Source organism: Mycobacterium sp. 1245499.0, from assembly GCF_001673615.1.
Taxonomy (GTDB): domain Bacteria; phylum Actinomycetota; class Actinomycetes; order Mycobacteriales; family Mycobacteriaceae; genus Mycobacterium; species Mycobacterium europaeum_A.
In genome coordinates, this window is the sequence record NZ_LZMG01000259.1 from 1 (window position 1) to 17,126 (window position 17,126).

The 17,126-nt window shown below is 67.3% G+C and carries 19 protein-coding genes; 6 read left to right on the top strand and 13 right to left on the bottom strand.

The window, feature by feature from the left end; genetic code table 11:
* Positions 1 to 151: 151 nt before the first annotated feature.
* From A5646_RS14540 to A5646_RS14555, 4 genes are all read right to left on the bottom strand, one after another.
* A complete protein-coding gene (locus A5646_RS14540) occupies positions 152 to 973 on the bottom strand; it encodes a thiamine pyrophosphate-dependent enzyme (RefSeq protein ID WP_197505200.1) in 822 nt (273 codons plus the stop codon).
* 163 nt (positions 974 to 1,136) lie between these two features.
* On the bottom strand, positions 1,137 to 2,024 hold the full coding sequence (gene meaB, locus A5646_RS14545; RefSeq protein WP_067022241.1) for a methylmalonyl Co-A mutase-associated GTPase MeaB: 888 nt from the start codon (positions 2,022 to 2,024) through the stop codon (positions 1,137 to 1,139).
* Positions 2,025 to 2,031: 7 nt separating this feature from the next.
* Positions 2,032 to 3,171: a thiolase family protein gene (locus A5646_RS14550; protein WP_067022244.1), complete on the bottom strand. Its 1,140-nt coding sequence runs from the start codon at positions 3,169 to 3,171 to the stop codon at positions 2,032 to 2,034.
* A 112-nt stretch (positions 3,172 to 3,283) separates the two neighbouring features.
* Positions 3,284 to 3,802: a phenolic acid decarboxylase gene (locus tag A5646_RS14555; RefSeq protein ID WP_067022246.1), complete on the bottom strand. Its 519-nt coding sequence runs from the start codon at positions 3,800 to 3,802 to the stop codon at positions 3,284 to 3,286.
* 167 nt (positions 3,803 to 3,969) lie between these two features.
* On the opposite strand from A5646_RS14555, the gene A5646_RS14560 reads away from it, so the two are divergent.
* Entirely contained in the window at positions 3,970 to 4,569 is a 600-nt protein-coding gene (locus tag A5646_RS14560) for a cation transporter (protein WP_197505199.1), read from the top strand.
* A 91-nt stretch (positions 4,570 to 4,660) separates the two neighbouring features.
* Positions 4,661 to 5,515, top strand: coding sequence for a proline iminopeptidase-family hydrolase (locus A5646_RS14565; RefSeq protein ID WP_082984748.1), 855 nt, complete (start codon positions 4,661 to 4,663; stop codon positions 5,513 to 5,515).
* A gap of 20 nt (positions 5,516 to 5,535) precedes the next feature.
* Here the strand turns inward: A5646_RS14565 and A5646_RS14570 are convergent, their stop codons facing one another.
* From A5646_RS14570 to A5646_RS14585, 4 genes are read right to left on the bottom strand one after another with little or no spacing between them, the layout of a single operon-like run.
* Positions 5,536 to 6,306: an enoyl-CoA hydratase/isomerase family protein gene (locus A5646_RS14570; protein WP_066865654.1), complete on the bottom strand. Its 771-nt coding sequence runs from the start codon at positions 6,304 to 6,306 to the stop codon at positions 5,536 to 5,538.
* A gap of 58 nt (positions 6,307 to 6,364) precedes the next feature.
* Complete coding sequence (locus A5646_RS14575; protein ID WP_067022252.1) at positions 6,365 to 7,447, bottom strand: acyl-CoA dehydrogenase family protein; 1,083 nt, start codon at positions 7,445 to 7,447, stop codon at positions 6,365 to 6,367.
* Positions 7,434 to 8,339: an acyl-CoA dehydrogenase family protein gene (locus A5646_RS14580; protein ID WP_067022254.1), complete on the bottom strand. Its 906-nt coding sequence runs from the start codon at positions 8,337 to 8,339 to the stop codon at positions 7,434 to 7,436. Before A5646_RS14580 ends, A5646_RS14575 begins: the two co-directional genes overlap by 14 nt.
* Complete coding sequence (locus tag A5646_RS14585) at positions 8,317 to 9,720, bottom strand: class I adenylate-forming enzyme family protein (protein ID WP_067022256.1); 1,404 nt, start codon at positions 9,718 to 9,720, stop codon at positions 8,317 to 8,319. Before A5646_RS14585 ends, A5646_RS14580 begins: the two co-directional genes overlap by 23 nt.
* Positions 9,721 to 9,846: 126 nt before the next feature.
* Between A5646_RS14585 and A5646_RS14590 the strand changes: the two genes are divergently transcribed.
* From A5646_RS14590 to A5646_RS14600, 3 genes are read left to right on the top strand one after another with little or no spacing between them, the layout of a single operon-like run.
* The gene (locus A5646_RS14590) at positions 9,847 to 10,185 is read left to right on the top strand and encodes a 2Fe-2S iron-sulfur cluster-binding protein (protein ID WP_066865642.1); all 339 of its coding nucleotides are present in this window, start codon (positions 9,847 to 9,849) and stop codon (positions 10,183 to 10,185) included.
* Positions 10,186 to 10,205: 20 nt separating this feature from the next.
* A complete protein-coding gene (locus A5646_RS14595; RefSeq protein WP_067022284.1) occupies positions 10,206 to 10,520 on the top strand; it encodes a DUF4286 family protein in 315 nt (104 codons plus the stop codon).
* A 41-nt stretch (positions 10,521 to 10,561) separates the two neighbouring features.
* On the top strand, positions 10,562 to 11,818 hold the full coding sequence (locus tag A5646_RS14600; RefSeq protein WP_066865638.1) for an amidohydrolase family protein: 1,257 nt from the start codon (positions 10,562 to 10,564) through the stop codon (positions 11,816 to 11,818).
* Between the two features lie 58 nt (positions 11,819 to 11,876).
* Here A5646_RS14600 and A5646_RS30425 read toward each other — a convergent pair whose 3' ends face one another.
* The 5 genes from A5646_RS30425 to A5646_RS14625 form a co-directional block, all read right to left on the bottom strand.
* Entirely contained in the window at positions 11,877 to 12,086 is a 210-nt protein-coding gene (locus A5646_RS30425) for a hypothetical protein (protein ID WP_067022258.1), read from the bottom strand.
* Between the two features lie 165 nt (positions 12,087 to 12,251).
* Positions 12,252 to 13,289, bottom strand: a complete 1,038-nt coding sequence (locus A5646_RS14610; RefSeq protein ID WP_066878045.1) for a CaiB/BaiF CoA-transferase family protein — start codon at positions 13,287 to 13,289, stop codon at positions 12,252 to 12,254.
* Positions 13,286 to 14,242, bottom strand: coding sequence for an LLM class F420-dependent oxidoreductase (locus A5646_RS14615; protein WP_067022260.1), 957 nt, complete (start codon positions 14,240 to 14,242; stop codon positions 13,286 to 13,288). The genes A5646_RS14610 and A5646_RS14615 overlap by 4 nt, the downstream gene beginning before the upstream one ends.
* Entirely contained in the window at positions 14,227 to 14,652 is a 426-nt protein-coding gene (locus A5646_RS14620) for a cobalamin-dependent protein (protein ID WP_067022262.1), read from the bottom strand. The genes A5646_RS14615 and A5646_RS14620 overlap by 16 nt, the downstream gene beginning before the upstream one ends.
* A complete protein-coding gene (locus A5646_RS14625) occupies positions 14,653 to 16,230 on the bottom strand; it encodes a methylmalonyl-CoA mutase family protein (RefSeq protein WP_067022264.1) in 1,578 nt (525 codons plus the stop codon).
* Between the two features lie 70 nt (positions 16,231 to 16,300).
* Here A5646_RS14625 and A5646_RS14630 point away from each other — a divergent pair, with 70 nt between their 5' ends.
* Positions 16,301 to 17,125 carry an NAD(P)-dependent oxidoreductase gene (locus A5646_RS14630; protein ID WP_066865617.1) on the top strand — a complete coding sequence of 275 codons (825 nt, stop codon included), beginning with the start codon at positions 16,301 to 16,303 and terminating at the stop codon, positions 17,123 to 17,125.
* Position 17,126: the final 1 nt, after the last annotated feature.

Below are 17,126 nucleotides of genomic sequence, written 5' to 3' on the forward strand. Positions count from 1 at the left end.
CAGCTGATCGCGGCCGGCGGCAGCGGCGATCACCTCTGCGAGGTGGAACGCGGGGCACGCCACCTGATCGCCGAGGCCATAGCGTCGGCCAAAGCAGTGGTGCGGGCGCGGCAGATCGCGTCCACGCCCAAGCCGAATCCCTGGTCGGCCGCTAGCTGAGCAGACCTTGCCGCATTGCCTCGGCGATCAGGTGGCGTGCCCCGCGTTCCACCTCGCAGAGGTGATCGCCGCTGCCGCCGGCCGCGATCAGCTGGCGGCGTGCGAAGACCAACGGATCCACGGCAATGGGGTGGTTCGTCTGATAGGTGATCGCCTCGACCAGGGCGGGGCCGTCACCGGCGCTCGCGCGGTGCACCGCTTCGGCGACCGAGTCGGCCACCGCCACAACGTCCCTGCCGTCGACCGACAGCATGGGCATCGCGTCGAATTCGTAGGCGCGCCGGCGCGCGTTCGTTCCACCGCGGATATTTTCCACGACGAACACCACCGGCAGCCGCCATTGCACGGCAATCTTTGCGGCCGTGGTGAACTCGACGGAGTGGGTGTCGCGGCCTCCGACGGCACACAAACTGACGTTGCCCTCGCCGGTCAGGCGCTGCGTGTTGGCGTCACCCAGCGCGAACATAGTCGATTGCCCCAGAGCGCTTTCGTTGGCCATCGACCGTTTCCAGTCGGCGACCCCGGCGCCGACACGGCGCCGTGGGCCGATCATGTCGGCGATGGCGGGGCCTAGGGGAAGGGCCAGGCCGACCTGCTGGGCGTGCCGGAATTGCTGGGTGGTGGCGTTGACGAGATCGCCGGGCCGCAGAGCCGCAACCGCGCCGATCGCCACCGCCTCCTGGCCGAATTCGGTTCGCGTGGCGTCGTCGATCAGACCGTCGACTTCGAGCTCTTCCAACGCCATGTCGAGCAGTCGCAGTACCCACATTCGCCGATACAGCTCCAGGTGGTCATCACGGTCGAGCGCTGCCAAAGGCTGGGGGTTGTGCGTCATGCCGGATCTCCTAACTCGCTGGCCGAGGTGGCCGCCGCGTGAAACACGACCTCAACGTAGGGCGATTGCGCGGGTGGCACCTCCGCCGATCGGCCCGCAAACGTGATGAATGCCCGTTCCCCCGATTGGGGGACAGCCGGGCTCAGTCGGTCCGGGGTGTGGGAGGTGAGATCAGCTGATCGGCGGCCGTGTAGGGGTCCTGGTCGCCGTCGACGACCGCCTCGGCGAGCCGGTCGAGATCCGGCTGGGTCCGCAGCCTGGTCTGCGCGAGGGAGAGAATCTGCGCCCGCGCCCGCGCCAGCCGGCGGGCACGGCTGTCGGTGCGGCGATGGTCCTCGATGGCGGCCATCAGGTCGTCGATGCCCTCGCCCCGGGCGGCGATCAGGGAGACGATCGGGGCACTGGTTTCGGCCCGCAGATCCCGAACCGTCTGTTCGGCACCGTCGCGGTCCGCCTTGTTGACCGCCACGATGTCGGCGACTTCCAGCACGCCCGCCTTGGCGGCCTGAACCGCGTCGCCCGCACCGGGATTGAGGATGACGACCGTCGGGTCGGCGACGGCGGCAATCTCGATCTCGGACTGGCCCACCCCCACCGTCTCCAGCAGGACGACGTCATACCCGATCGCCCCCAACAACCGGATGGCCGCCGGAACCGCGGCGGCCAGGCCGCCCAGGTGCCCACGGGTGGCCACCGAACGGATCAGGACGTCGGAGTCGTTGATATGCGCGGCCATCCGAATTCGATCACCCAGCAGCGCACCCCCACTGAACGGGGACGACGGGTCCACCGCCAACACCGCCACCCTGGAACCGCGCTTGCGGTAGGCACTGACCAGCGCGGCGACCGTCGTCGACTTTCCCGCCCCCGGGGGGCCGGTGATGCCGACGACCGGGCCCATGCCGCCCGGCGATGGACCAATATTCGCCAAGACCTCGTCGCGCTGGTCGCCCTCGACGAGGCTGAGCAGGCGACCGACCGCGCGGGGAGATCCGTTGCGCGCGCGGGCAATCAGATCAGCGATGATCATGTACGCATTATGGAGCCGCGACCTCGATCACCGTCGCCGCGCCCATCCCGCCGCCCGCACACATCGCCGCGACGCCGATGCCGCCGCCGCGGCGGCGCAACTCGTGCACCAGGGTGACCAACATCCGGGCGCCGGTGGCCGCGACGGGGTGGCCCAGCGAGCAACCGCTGCCGCTGACGTTGACCTTGTCGGGGTCGAGCTCGAGCAGCTTGATGGTGGCCACACACATCGCGGCGAACGCTTCGTTGATCTCGAACAGGTCCACGTCGGCGATCGAAAGTCCGCCTCGCTTAAGGGCTTTCGGTATCGCTTCCACCGGCGCCAGGCCGGTGATCGCAGGGTCGACGCCGACGGATGCCCAGGACCGGATGGTGGCGAGCGCGGGCAACCCGAGCCGGTCGCTGGCGATCGTCAGCACCGCGGCGCCGTCGTTGGCGCCGCAAGCATTGCCGGCGGTGATCGAGAAGCCCTCGATTTCTGGGTGCAGCGGCTTGAGCGCGCCCAGCTTCTCCATGCTGGTATCCCGGCGCGGGTGCTCGTCGACAGCGAACAACCCGTGCGGGGTCTCGATCGGCACGATCTCCTCTTTGAAGCGGCCTTCGTCGATGGCGGCGATGGCGTTGCGGTGTGAGCGCAGCGCCCAGGCGTCCATCTCCTCGCGACTCACACCGGCCTTGACCGCGGCGTTCCAGCCCACGGTGATCGACATGTCCATGTTGGGGGCGTCGGGCCGGTCCGGGTGAGTCGGCGGAAACCAGTCGACCCACTCGCCGTCCACCTGCATCCGCGACCGCGGTGACGTCGATGCCGAGTTCACGCCCCCGGCGATGACGAGCTGGTCCATGCCCGCGCGCACGCCGGCGGCCGCGGTCTGCACGGCCGCCTGCCCCGCCGCGCAGTGCCGGTTGTTGGCCAATCCGGGCACCTGCGTCAGCCCGGCGGTGACGGCGGCGTGGCGGGCGAGCACGCCCCCGCCGTAGAGACCCTCGCCCAGGATCACGTCGTCGACCTGCGTCGGGTCCAGATCCTTGGCGGCCTCGCTGACGACGTGGTGGGCCAGGTCGAACGCACTGGTATCGCGCAGCGTGCCCTTGCGAGCGGTGCCGATGGGGGTGCGCAGGGCGGACACGATGACGGCTTCAGACACGGGTCGTTCTCCAGTTCAGCCAGCGGGTACGGGGCCGCAGCGGCACTCGCACGTCTAGTGAGAATCGTATTCTCTCATTGCGAGAGTGTGAGTCGCAACAATCGCCCACCGATCAGTTGGTGCGGTCGGCCCATCCCGCGGGCAGATGTTCGGGACCGGTGTCGATGACGCTCTCGTCATCGGCACCGACGTATTCGAACAGGGTGATGTAGGCGAATTCCGGGACTTCGTAGATCGGGTAGGTCGGGCCTTGATCCCGGTAGGCCTGCATCTCATCCAGGTGTTCGTTCTGGAAGCAGACGGTGCGCTCACCGTGCTGCCGGATCCACTGGGGAAAGAAGATGACCCCGTGAACGCGGCGTTTGGCGGGCAAGACGTTGACGGCCACGCAGGTGCCGGTGGGTTCGGACCACGAGAGTTTGAAGCTGTCATCGTCGAGTTGGACGAGGTTGACGTGCTGGCCTTTGACCCAGCGGCCGCCGACGTGCCCGGAGTGGATCCGGTAGTCGATGGTGGTGGCATTCTTGACGTACATCTCGTATTGCCAACCGTTGGCGTAGGTGTAGATGAAGCGGTGCCCGACGATTCCCGAAAGGTCTTGCGCCGGAATCGGATTGTCAACACTCGTCATTGCCGTTCCTCCCCGTTTGGCCCCGCAGCTCCTGCACTGGGAAATCCTGCCGGGAACGCGGCTGCTGCGGCAACCACGTCCGGCGACGTCGAGGTTTCCTGCACCGTCCTTCGACGATATCGGCCATGGCGGTATGCCGGTATGTGAGACTGACTGCGATGAGCCACTTGGACGAGGCCGCCCGCCGGTCTCTGCTGCGGCGCGGATTTGCCCTCGAATACGCCACCTTGGCCTGGAACGTGGTTGGCATCGTTATCCTCGCGTCGGCCGCCATCGCGGCCAGATCGGTGGCGCTGGCCGGGTTCGGTCTGGACTCGCTGATCGAGATCGGCGCCTCATCGGTGGTGATCTGGGAGCTGTCGGGAACAGGAGCGGCCCGTCGACGAAAAGCGTTGCGGCTCATCGGCGCCGCCTTTGCGGCGCTAAGTATTTACCTGGTGGTGCAGTCGACGATGGTCCTCGTCACCGGCTTTCACCCTGAGCCCTCGCGCCTGGGTATCGCATGGACGGCGATCACCGCGGTGACGATGTTCGCGCTTGCGGCCGGCAAGGCCCGAACCGGTGCCGCCCTGAGCAACCCCGTGCTCACCACTGAGGGCCGCGTCACGCTCGTCGACGGCCTGTTGGCGGCCGCGGTGCTCCTCGGCTTGCTGCTGAACAGCATCGCCGGTTGGTGGTGGGCGGACCCCCTCGCCGGCTACGTGCTCGTGTTCTACGCGCTGCGCGAGGTCAAAGAAATCTTCTTCGCCCCGTCACCGCCGCCCTGACTCAAATCAGCGCCACGAGACAACCCCGTGTCAACGGCGTCACAGTGCGGGAAACCCCTCGATTTGCGATGGTGGATGAATGACTCAGGGCATGGTCGCGGTCCCGGGCGGCCACGTGTGGTTCAAGCGGACCGGAGGCGGCGCGGGTCTTCCATTGCTCGTCGTTCACGGCGGGCCTGGCCTGCCGCACGACTACCTGCGGTCGCTGGCGCGGTTGGCGACAGAGCGCGAGGTCATCTTCTGGGATCAGCTCGGTTGCGGGCACTCCGAATGCCCACCCGATCGCGAGCTTTGGACGATGCAGCGCTCGGTGGCGGAGGTGGACGCGGTGGTGCGGGCCCTGGGCCTGAACCGCTTCCATCTGTTCGGTAACTCCTGGGGCGGAATGTTGGCCCAGCAGTACGCGCTCGACGCGGCCCCCGCCGGGACGGCGAGCCTGATCATTTCCAACAGCATCGCGTCCATCCCGGAGTTCGCGAAGATGGTGGGGCGCTTGAAATCCGAGCTGGAGCCGGCCACCCAAGCCGCCATCGACCGCCATGAAGCCGCCGGCACCACGCACTCTCCCGACTATCAGGCCGCCATCCGGACCTGGAACGAAACCTATCTGTGCCGGGTGCGCCCCTGGCCGCCAGAGCTCGAGGATGCGTTCCGGAACATGGGCACCGAGATCTTCGAGACCATGTTCGGTCCCAGCGACTTTCACATCGTCGGCACCATCCGGGACTGGGATGTGGTCGACCGGCTCCACGAAATCACCCTGCCGACACTGATTCTCGCGGGCAAGTACGACGAATGCGTTCCCGAACACATGTGGGAGATGCACCGCCGTATAGCGGGTTCACGGTTCGAGTTGTTCGAATCCAGTGCTCACATGCCGTTCATCGAGGAACCCGACAAGTTCGACGCGGTGATGCGTGACTTCCTGCGCCGGCATGACTCGTGAGGCCGTCGCGCCGCTACACCTCAGTTCTTCTTGGCCGCGTTGAACTTTGCGACGTTGGCCCGGAAGTCCTCGGTCAGGAATGACTGGCTCTCGGCCGACAGCGCATAGTCCAGACTGGCGAGCACGGCCCGCTCCAGGTGAATGTTGAGCACGCGCTTGGTGCTCTCGACCGCCTGCTGCGGCAGTTCCAGAATCTTTTTGGCGGTGGCGATCGCCTCCGCAACCGGGTCGTCGGCAATGTGATTGGCCAAGCCGAGCTCGACGGCCCGCTGTGCGCCGATACGGGTTCCGGTGAGGGCGAATTCCTTGGCCAGCAGCAGGCTGATGTGCAGCGGCCAGGTCAGCGGCCCACCGTCGGCGGCCACCAGGCCGACCTGCACGTGCGGGTCGGCCAGATAGGCGTCTTCGGCGATGTAGACGATGTCGCTGAGCGCCACCAGACTGCAGCCCAGTCCGACGGCGGGGCCGTTGACCGCCGCCACCACCGGAATCCGGCACCGCGCCATGCCCAGCACGATCTCGCGTCCGTCGCGAATTGTCTTGGCGCGCAAGTCGGCATCGTTCGCCAGCTCCTCCAGATACGTGAAATCACCGCCGGCCGAAAACGCCCGGCCTGCGCCAGTGATCACCGCGGCGCGGGCGGTGGGGTCATCGGTGAGTCGCTGCCAGAGCCGCGCGAGGCCGACGTGCAGGTTGTCGTTGACCGAGTTGAGCGAATCGGGCCGGTTGAGCGTGATGATGCGCAAGGCACCGTCGGCCTGAACGTCGATTTCGGTAGGCATGTCGTACACGTCAGACTCCTTCGATCGTCGTGACCCGCTTCACCCGGGCTGCGCCCGCGATCACTTTCTACAATCCCAAGATTCGTGAAGCGATGATGTTCTTTTGTATCTGCGACGTCCCGCCCATGACGCTCTGCGCGCGGCTGTAGAGGTAGGCGCTGAGCAGATCTGGATCCCGGGTGCCCGCCACGGCCAGGGCGGCGTGCCCGACGGACTGTTCGACCCAGGTCATCAACAGCTTGTCCAGCGATCCTTCCGAACCGTGCGAGACCCCGTCGAGCTGTTCGGACAGCCGCCGGCGCACGTGGTGGGCCAGCATATCCGACTGGACGGCGGCCCAGGCCAGTTCTTCGGGCACATCGCCGTCGTTGCGGGACAACAACTCTCGGACAAGCTTGCCGTAGCGCGCCGCGTAGCCGAGAGTGGAGGGCTCGCGTTCGTGCCCGACGACGGTCATGGCCACCGCCCAACCGTCACCGGGCGCCCCGACCATCCGGTCCGCCGGCACCTTGGCACCGTCGAAGAACACCTGACCGAATTCGTTGGTCACCCCGTTGATCATCTGCAGCGGGCGCTGTTGCACGCCGGGCTGTTTCATCTCCAGGACGAACGCCGACAGGCCGCGGTGGCGCTTGGCCTCGGGGTCGGTGCGGGCCAGCAACAGACACCAGTCGGCCACATCGGAATAACTGGTCCAGATCTTGTGCCCGTTCACCACATACGTGTCGCCCTCGAGGCGAGCGGTGGTGGTCAGCGACGCCAGGTCCGAACCGGCGCCCGGCTCGCTGAAGCCCTGGCACCAGCGCTCGGTTCCGTTGATGATGCCGGGCAGGAAGCGCTTTCGCAGGTCGTCGCTGGCGTGTTCACCGATGCCGTACACCAGATAGCCAACGCTGGGGCGCGGCGGGGCACCGGCCCGCACCAGCTCCTCGTCGACGATGACGTCGTAGACGGGCGCCAGATCCTGACCGCCCCAGTCGCGTGGCCAGGACAGGCCGAAGAAGCCGTTGTCGTAGAGGGCGCGGTGCCAGTCGGCCATGCGCGCCCAATACTCGTCACCGGAGCCGGAGAATTCCTTGGCGTGTGCGGCAAGCCAGGTGCGCAGCCGGTCCCGGAAGGCGGCTTCATCGGGTGAGTCACGAAAGTCCAAAATCGATCTCCTTCAACGCGACCGGCCACAGCTCGGTCGAAGTGAGGGCGCGGCGCAGATAGACATGCGCCACGCATTCCCAGGTGTTGCCGATACCGCCGTGCACCTGGATGGCTGTCTCGCAGACGGTGCGGGTGGCGCGCGCGCAGTAGACCTTGGCGATCTGGGCGGCCCGAATGGCTTCGGCGGGAGCCAGCTCGTCGACCGCCCACGCCGCATGCCGCAGCACGCTCACCGAACCTTCGATCAGCGCAAGGCTTTCGGCCAGCAGGTGGGCGATGGCTTGATAGGAGCCGATCTGCTTGCCGTACTGCTCACGAATTTTCGCGTAGTCACACGCGAGGGCGTGGGCGCCCCTCGCGATGCCGACCAGGTCGGCCGTGGTGGTGACCAAGGCAAGGGCTCGCCACTGCTCGGCGACAGCGGAGGACACTTCCGCCAGCGTCTCCGGCGATCCGGTGATCGTCGCGTCGGCCCGCGTCAGATCGACGCTCTCCGGTGCGATTTGCACATCACCGGCAAGAACGGTGCCCCCCGAGAGCCATAGGGCGCGCCGTGCGCCGCGGGCGTCGATCACGCGATCGCCGAAGGCGACGGTGGCCGCGGACACGTCCGCACCGGCGTGGCGGCCCAGATCGTCGGCCAGCACCGGGCCGAGGAAGGGGGTGTCAACCAGCCGGCGGCCGAATTCCTCGGCCACGATGGCTACCTCCACGCCGGAGGCCCCGTCGGAACGCAACGACCGCCAGCCGGTGTTCTCGATCTGCTTGTCCAGACGAGTGATTCGCGTGTGGTCGTCGAGATCCTGCACCACGGCCGGCCCGAGGTCGTCGGCCAGTTTGGCTGCGGCGTCGCGTAATTGCTGTTGTTCAGCTGTCAGACGTACATCCATAACGCTCCTTCAGAACTCGGCGCAGCACCTTGCCCGAAGGCAGGCGGGGAATGTCGGGAACGAAGACCACTCGGCTCAGCTGCTTATAGGACGCCAGTTTCTCATCCACCATGGCGGTCAGGTCTGTCGCATCGACCGGCGCGGACGTCGCGACCGCGGCGACGACGGCTTCGCCGTTGAGGCCGTCCGGAATCCCGAACACCGCGCAGTCTTTGACGGCCGGATGACTGTGCAGCACCGTCTCGATTTCGGCGGGGGCGACCTGGAAGCCGCGCACTTTGATCATCTCTTTGAGGCGGTCGGTGATCCGCAGCCACCCGCCGGCGTCGAGCCAGCCGACATCTCCGGTGCGGTACCACCCGTCACGGATCGCCTCGCGGGTCGCGTCCGCCGGCAGGTAGCCGGCCATGAGCGACGCCGCGCGGGCCTGGATCTCCCCGACCTCACCGGGGCCGACCGGCTGGCCGGTTTCCAGTGAGACGATCCGTAGGTCCACACCGGGTACCGCCCGTCCGACGGTGTCCAGGCGCGGGTCCTCGATCGGATTGCACGCCACGACAGGCAATTCCGTGGTCCCGTACGCCGGAAGCCAACCCACACCGGTGCGCCGGGTCACCGTCTCTGCGACGTGTGCGTTGACCGGCGTGGCCCCCCACATGATGTAGCGCAGCGAGGACAGGTCATAGGACTCGAGGCTGGGATGTGAAGCGATGGCCAACGCAATGGGAGCGACGGCCATTTCCACTGTGATGCGGTCACTTTCGATGTGCTGCAGCACCCGCTCGATGTCGAACCGGGGATGAAGGCGCACACCGGCGCCGGCCTTCAGCGCGGTCAGCAGGTTCAGCAGCCCGAGGATGTGCGAGGGCGGCGTGGCGACCTGGATCCGGTCGCGGTGAGTCAGTTGCAGCGCTTGGCGCCAGTGCCGCACCGCTTCGTCCAACGAGGCGTGGGTGTGCCGGACGGCCTTGGGCAGGCCGGTGGTGCCGGAGCTGAACACCAGCGCCGCGTCGGCCCCGGGTTGCGGTGACGCGGCCATCGGCTCCGCGGGCGCGGCCGGCTCGTCGAGGTGCAGCATCGGCATCAGGCCGGCCAGCACCGGGTGGTCCCCGACGGCGTGCGCGGGCTCGGTCAGCGCGAGCGCATGGTCGACCTCGTCGCGCTTCCACGCGGGGCTGATGAGTACCGCCGCGGCGGCCAGCCGCCAGATCGCGAGCACCACGGCAAGAAATTCCGGCCGGGTGGAGGCCATGACGGCGATGCGTTGGCCCGCGGCGACACCGCCTTTTGCCAGGGTCGCAGCCCATCCGTCGGCCAACGCGTCGAGTTCGGGCGCGCTGAATCGCCGTTCCTCGAACACGAGCGCCGCCGGCTCGGTCACGTCCCGTCCTTCCCTGACAGACCGGGCTGACCCGACATCCATACAGTCTTGAGAAGATGCTATCGCTTCGTGAGAATAGTATTCTCTATACTGAAGAATGCAAATACGGGAGAGGGGGCGGTCTCAGTGACGGTCACCCGGATCATCGAGGAGACCCCAGGGGTGACAGATCCGGCAACAAACGGCTCCGGTGCCGGGACGGTGACGATTCACCTCGACCGCAAGAAGGTCTCGGTGCCCAGGGTCCCGGGCGAGACGCTGTTGGAGAGCGCCCGTCGCGCGGGGCTGGAACCGCCGTTCAGCTGCGAGGCCGGCAACTGCGGCACCTGCATGGCCAAGCTCGAAGAGGGCCACGCCACCATGCGGGTGAACGACGCTCTCGAGGAGGACGAGGTCGCCGAGGGCTACATTCTGACGTGCCAGGGCGTTCCGGACACGGACTCGGTCACGGTGCGCTACGAGTAGCAGCCAGAGAGGTGGCGACGATGGCCAAGGGCATCATCCTCGTGGAGAGCCGACCCAGCTCGCCCGAACGCGAACGGGAATACAACACCTGGTACGACGAGGTGCACCTGGGTGAGCTGGTGGCCCTGGACGGGTTCGTCTCCGCGCGCCGGCTGCGGCCCGTCGACGGCGACGGACCCTACGTCGCCATCTACGAGATCGAGGGCGACGATCTGCAGGCGATTCTGGACAACATGATCGCCAACGCCGGGCAGCTGCACATGTCGGACGCCCTGCAGCTCGACCCGGCGCCGATTCCCCGACTGCTCGAGACCACCACGGAGCACAGCGGCTAGCCGACTTCGGTTCGAATCGCTGTGCCAGAGAGGACTGCTTGATGAAGGTCGACGACCTGATCTTGGTGAGCATCGACGACCACGTGGTCGAACCGCCCGACATGTTCCTGCGGCACGTGCCCGCCAAGTACAAGGAAGAGGCACCCGTCGTCGTCACCGACGACAAGGGCGTCGACCAGTGGATGTACCAGGGCAGGCCGCAGGGCGTCAGCGGTCTGAACGCCGTGGTGTCGTGGCCCGCCGAGGAATGGGGCCGCGATCCCGCCGGCTTCGCCGAGATGCGCCCCGGCGTCTATGACGTCCACGAACGCGTCCGCGACATGAACCGCAACGGCATCCTCGCATCGATGTGCTTCCCGACGTTCACCGGCTTTTCGGCCCGCCACCTCAACATGACCCGCGAGGACGTCACCCTGGTGATGGTGTCGGCGTACAACGACTGGCACATCGACGAATGGGCCGGCTCCTATCCGGACCGCTTCATCCCGATCGCAATCCTGCCGACCTGGACTCCCGAGGGCATGTGTGCCGAGATCCGCCGCGTCGCGGCGAAGGGTTGCCGCGCGGTGACGATGCCGGAATTGCCGCACCTGGAAGGACTTCCGAGCTACCACGACGAGGACTACTGGGGTCCGGTGTTCCGCACGCTGTCCGAGGAGAACGTGGTGATGTGCCTGCACATCGGCACCGGTTTCGGGGCGATCAGCATGGCACCGAATGCGCCGATCGACAACCTGATCATTCTGGCCACCCAGGTCTCGGCGATGTGCGCCCAAGATCTGCTGTGGGGCCCGGCCATGCGCAACTATCCCGACCTGAAATTCGCCTTCTCCGAAGGCGGTATCGGCTGGATCCCGTTCTATCTGGATCGCAGCGACCGTCACTACACCAACCAGAAATGGCTGCGCCGTGACTTCGGCGACAAGCTGCCCAGCGACGTCTTCCGTGAACACTCGCTGGCCTGCTATGTCACCGACAAGACGTCACTGAAGCTGCGCCACGAGATCGGCATCGACATCATCGCCTGGGAGTGCGACTACCCGCACTCGGACTGCTTCTGGCCGGACGCGCCCGAGCAGGTGCTGGCCGAGCTCAACGCCGCCGGCGCCGACGACGCCGACATCAACAAGATCACCTGGGGCAACGCCTGCCGGTTCTTCGGCTGGGATCCGTTCGCCCGGACCCCCCGTGAGCAGGCCACCGTGCAGGCCCTGCGCGCTAAGGGAAGTGACGTCGACGTGTCGATCCGGTCGCGTGCCGAGTGGGCGCGCCTGTACGCGGAGAAGCAGCTCGCGTAACTGACGTAGCCCGGGGGTCAGCCCGGAGGCGGGTCGGCCTTTCGGACACAAGGGCGCATCAGGTGACGCGCCCGAGCGCGTGAAGCGCCGGAGCCAACTCTTCGAATTGGTGAATGCCTGCGCCGAATTCACCGCCAATGGGCCCAAGCAGCACCACTGTGGGATCGTCCATCGCCTGCAGATAGTCACGCATGGTGGCCACCGGGCTCCCGTAGTCGCGGCCGACGCTGGCCGCCTGCTCCGGATAGCCGACGCCTAACCCCAGCACGATTCTGTCCGGATAAGCCTGGGCGAGTTGGGCCGTCGCGGCGTGCAGGGTCTGGACCGGCCGAGCCCCTCACCGGGCCGGGCGCCTGACGCCGAACGTGAAGTTGGTTTCACGCTCGGACCCGAACGTGAAACTGGCTTCACATTCGACGCTCGGCGGAGGTGCCTACTGGCTCAACTCCGGCGGCGGACGGTACTCGGGCTCATACCCCGAGACGTGGATCGGGCTGCCCACCAACCGGAATTCACCCGCTGTGACAATCACTTCGGGCGTGGCCTCGAGCGCTTCGGGCAGGCTCCGGACCGCGGCGGCGGGAACCCCCAGCGGGCGCAGTCGCCCCTCCCAGCCGATCGCGCTGTCGGTGGCGAGCATCGCCGTGACGACGGCCAGCACTTCGTCGCGGCGCGCGACTCGCTCGGCCATGGTTTCGAAGCCGCCGATGCCGGCTTCCGCGGCGAACGACTTCCAGAAACCGTCGTGGGTGATGAACAGCGCCAGATATCCGTCGGCGGTCGGAAAGAGCTGAGCCGGAACATAATACGAATGCGCCCCGTAGGGGCGGCGCTGCGGTATGACGCCGCCGTTGAGATAGGCCGACGCGTGGTAGTTCAGCTGGGACAGCATGACGTCGCGCAGCGACACATCCACCTGGCCGCCCGTGCCCGAGATGATCTTGGCCAACAGCCCCAGGGCCGCGGTCATTCCGGTGGAGTTATCGGCCGACGAGTAGCCGGGCAGCGTCGGCGGACCGTCCGGGTCGCCGGTCAGGGCGGCGGTGCCGACGCCCGCCTGCACCACGTAGTCGAACGCCGGGTCGTCGCCGCCGTAGAGCCCGAAGCCGGTGATCGCCACGCAGACGATCTTCTCGTTGTGCCGGCGCAGCGAGTCGTAGGTCAGGCCCAGCCTGCGGATGGCTGAGGGTTTCAGGTTCACCAGCAGCGCGTGCGAATCCGCGACCAGTTCACCCAACCGCTGCTGCCCCGCATCGGAATTGAGGTCCAGCGTGATGCTGGATTTGTTGCGGTTGAGGCTGGCGAAGTAGGTGGCGCCGACGCTGCGGGAGATCTCGCCGCCGGCGGGTTCGATCTTGGTGACGTCGGCGCCGAGGTCGGCGAGCAGCATGGTGGCGTACGGTCCCGCCAGCATGGTGCCGACCTCGAGGATACGGACCCCCGCCAGCGGCCCGGAGTGGTTTGCGGTCAACGCAATTCCGCGGCGAGTGAGGCGATCATTTCGCGGGTGCGCCGCTTGGAGGCGACCAGCTCGTCGCGATTGTCGCCGATCGGCAGCAGCCGCACCGACAGATCGGTCACGCCGGCGTCGGCGAACCGGCGCATCCGGCCCAGGATCAGTTCCTCGTCACCGGCCGCGCACAGGTCACCGACGTCGCGGGCGTCGCCGCGGTCCAGCAGGCGCTGATAGTTGGGCGACACCTCCGCCTCGCCCAGGATGCGGTTGGCCCGCTCCTTGGCCTCGTCGACTCGCGAAGGCTCGCAAAGGCATACCGGGATGCCCGCGATAATGCGCGGCGCCGGACGGCCGGCGTCGGCGGCGGCCTTGGTGATCTTCGGTGCGATGTGATCGCCGATCGCGCGCTCGTCGGCCATCCACAGCACGGTGCCGTCCGCCAGTTCACCGGCGATCTGAAGCATCACCGGCCCCAACGCGGCGACGAGCACCGGCATCGAGGTGTCGGCCCCGATCGCCAGCGGGTTGTGCACGGTGAACGAATCATTCTCGACGTCAACGTCTCCCGGTCCGGCGATGGCGGCGTTGAGCACCTGCAGATAGTCGCGGGTGTAGGCGGCCGGCTTCTCGTACGGCAGGCCGAGCATGTCGCGGACGATCCAGTGGTGCGACGGCCCGACACCAAGGGCAAGCCGGCCGCCGGCCACCGCGTGTGTCGAGAGGGCCTGGCGGGCAAGGGCGATGGGGTGCTGGGCCTGCAGCGGCACCACGGCGGTGCCCAGCTCGATGCGTGAGCTGTGGGCGGCCATCAGCGACACCATGGTCAGGCAGTCGAAGTCGTTGGGTACCTGCGGCATCCACGCCGTGTCCAGGCCCGCGGATTCGGCCCATTCGATGTCGGAGACCAGCCTGTCCACCTTGCGGGCCATATCGCCACGCTCGGCGCCGATCATTACTCCGACGCGCACGGTTCCTCCAGGGCTGGCTCGGGGGTGTCGGTCAGTTTGCGGATCTCGCGCACCAGGTTCTCCAGCGGTGTCCCGGTGGGGAATACCGCTGCCGCACCGGCCGATAGCAGCTTGGGTACGTCCGCATGCGGGATCGTCCCGCCAACGACGACGGCGATGTCGGCCGCATCGGCGGCGCGCAGCGCTTCGATGGTCCGGGCGGTCAGCGCCAGGTGCGCACCCGACAGGATGCTCAGGCCGACGACGGCGACGTCCTCCTGGACGGCGATGGACGCGATGTCTTCGATGCGCTGCCGGATGCCGGTGTAGATGACCTCGAAACCGGCGTCACGCAGGGTGCGGGCGACAATCTTGGCGCCGCGGTCGTGCCCGTCCAGGCCGGGTTTGGCGACGAGAATGCGGGCCGTCATCTAAAACACCACCGGTTGCTGGAATTCGCCCCAGACCGCCTTGAGCGCGGACACCATTTCCCCGACCGTGCAGTAGGCGTTGGCGCAATCGATCAGCTTGTGCATCAGGTTGTCGTCTCCCTCGGCCGACCGTGACAGCGCGGCCAACGTGGATTCCACTGCAGCCGAATCCCTTTCGGCCTTGACCTTGGACAGCCGCTTGAGTTGCAGGGCGCGGCCCTCCGCGTCGAGTTCGTAGGTGACCACGTCGTGCTCGGGCTCCTCGGTCACGAACCGGTTGACCCCGACGACCGGCCGGGTGCCGGCTTCGACGTCCTGGTGCAGCTTGAACGCCTCGTCGGCGATCAGGCCCTGCAGGTAACCGTCCTCGATGGCCTGGACCATCCCGCCGTGCCGCTCGAGGTCGGACATGATCTCGATGATGCGCTCCTCGGTGGCATCGGTCAGCGCCTCGACGAAGTAGGAGCCGCCGAGCGGGTCGGCGACGCTGGCCACCCCGGTCTCGTGCGCCAGGATCTGCTGGGTGCGCAGCGCCAGGGTCGTGGTTTCCTCGGTGGGCAGGGCGAACGGTTCGTCCCAGGCCGCGGTGAACATCGACTGGACACCGCCCAGCACCGCGGCCATCGCCTCGTAGGCGACCCGGACGATGTTGTTGTGGGCCTGCGGCGCGTACAGCGAGGCGCCGCCGCAGACGCAACCGAAGCGGAACATCGCCGCCTTGGCCGTTTTCGCCCCGTAGCGCTCCTGCACGATCGTGGCCCAACGTCGCCGCCCCGCACGGTATTTGGCGATCTCCTCGAAGAAGTCGCCGTGGGTGTAGAAGAAGAACGAGATCTGCGGCGCGAACTGGTCGATCGTCATGCGGCCGCGCTCGACCACGGTGTCGCAATAGGTCACCCCGTCGGCCAGGGTGAACGCCATCTCCTGCACCGCGTTGGCCCCGGCATCGCGGAAATGCGCCCCCGCCACCGAAATCGCGTTGAACCGCGGAACTTCGGCCGCGCAGAACTCGATGGTGTCGGCGATCAGCCGCAGGGACGGCTCCGGCGGCCAGATCCAGGTACCGCGCGAGGCGTACTCCTTGAGGATGTCGTTCTGGATGGTGCCGGTGAGCTTGGCCCGCGGGATTCCCTTCTTCTCGGCGGCGGCGACGTAGAACGCCAGCAGGATCGCCGCGGTTCCGTTGATCGTCATGCTCGTGCTGAGCTTGTCCAGCGGGATGCCGTCGAACAGGATCTCGAAGTCGGCCAGGGTGTCCACCGCGACGCCGACGCGGCCGACCTCCTCGCCGAACTCCGGGTCGTCGGAGTCGTACCCGCACTGGGTGGGCAGGTCGAGCGCCACCGACAGCCCCGTCCCGCCCTGCTCCAGCAGGTAGCGGTAGCGGCGGTTGGATTCCTCGGCGGTGCCGAAGCCGGAGTACTGCCGGAAGGTCCAGAGCTTGCCGCGGTAGCCGGACGCGAAGTTACCCCGGGTGAAGGGGAACTCCCCCGGCTGCGGAGGCTCCGCGTGCACGTCCCCCGGCCCGTAGACGGGCTGCAGCGGGATACCAGACGGAGTGTGGGCCGTATTATCCATCGGTGAATAACGTACTTGCAAAAAAAGAGAATGCCAATACCATACGGTTGACCAGGTAAAAGGAGACTCCATGCCCAACGGTTCGCTCGTCGATCGCACCGTCGTCATCTCCGGCGGCAGCCGCGGAATCGGGCTGGCGATCGGAATCGGTGCGGCCCGGCAGGGCGCCAACGTGGTGCTGCTCGCCAAGACCGACACCCCGCATCCCCGCCTGCCCGGCACCGTTCACACGGCAGCCGCCGAGGTCGAGGCCGCCGGCGGCAAGGCGCTGGCCGTCGTCGGCGACGTCCGCCGCGAAGAGGACGTGCAGCGGGTGGTGGATGCGGCGGTGCAGCGCTTCGGCGGCGTCGACGTCTGTGTCAACAACGCCAGCGCCATCGCGGTGGAACCGACCGCCACGTTGCCGGCCAAGAAGTACGACCTGATGCAGGAGATCAACCTGCGGGGCACCTTCCTGCTGACCAAGGCGTGCGTGCCACATCTGGAGAAATCGGCCAACCCGCACGTGCTGACCATCTCGCCGCCGGTGAACATGAACCCGCGCTGGCTGGGGGCCCACCCCGCTTACACGCTGTCCAAGTACGGGATGACGCTGCTGTCGCTGGGCTGGGCTGCGGAATTCGCCGACGCCGGGATCGGCGTGAATTGCCTTTGGCCGCAGACCTATATCGCGACCGCCGCGGTGGCGAATATGGCCGACGGAGACAAGCTGGCCGAGTCGTCGCGCAGCCCGGAGATCATGGCCGACGCGGCCGTCGAGATCGTCTCACGCCCCAGCCGGGAGGCTACCGGCAACTGCTACATCGACGCCGATGTTCTGCACTCCGCCGGAGTCGCGGACCTGTCCCGCTACGGCGGCGGCGACCAACCGATTCCGGACCTGTTCCTCGACTGAG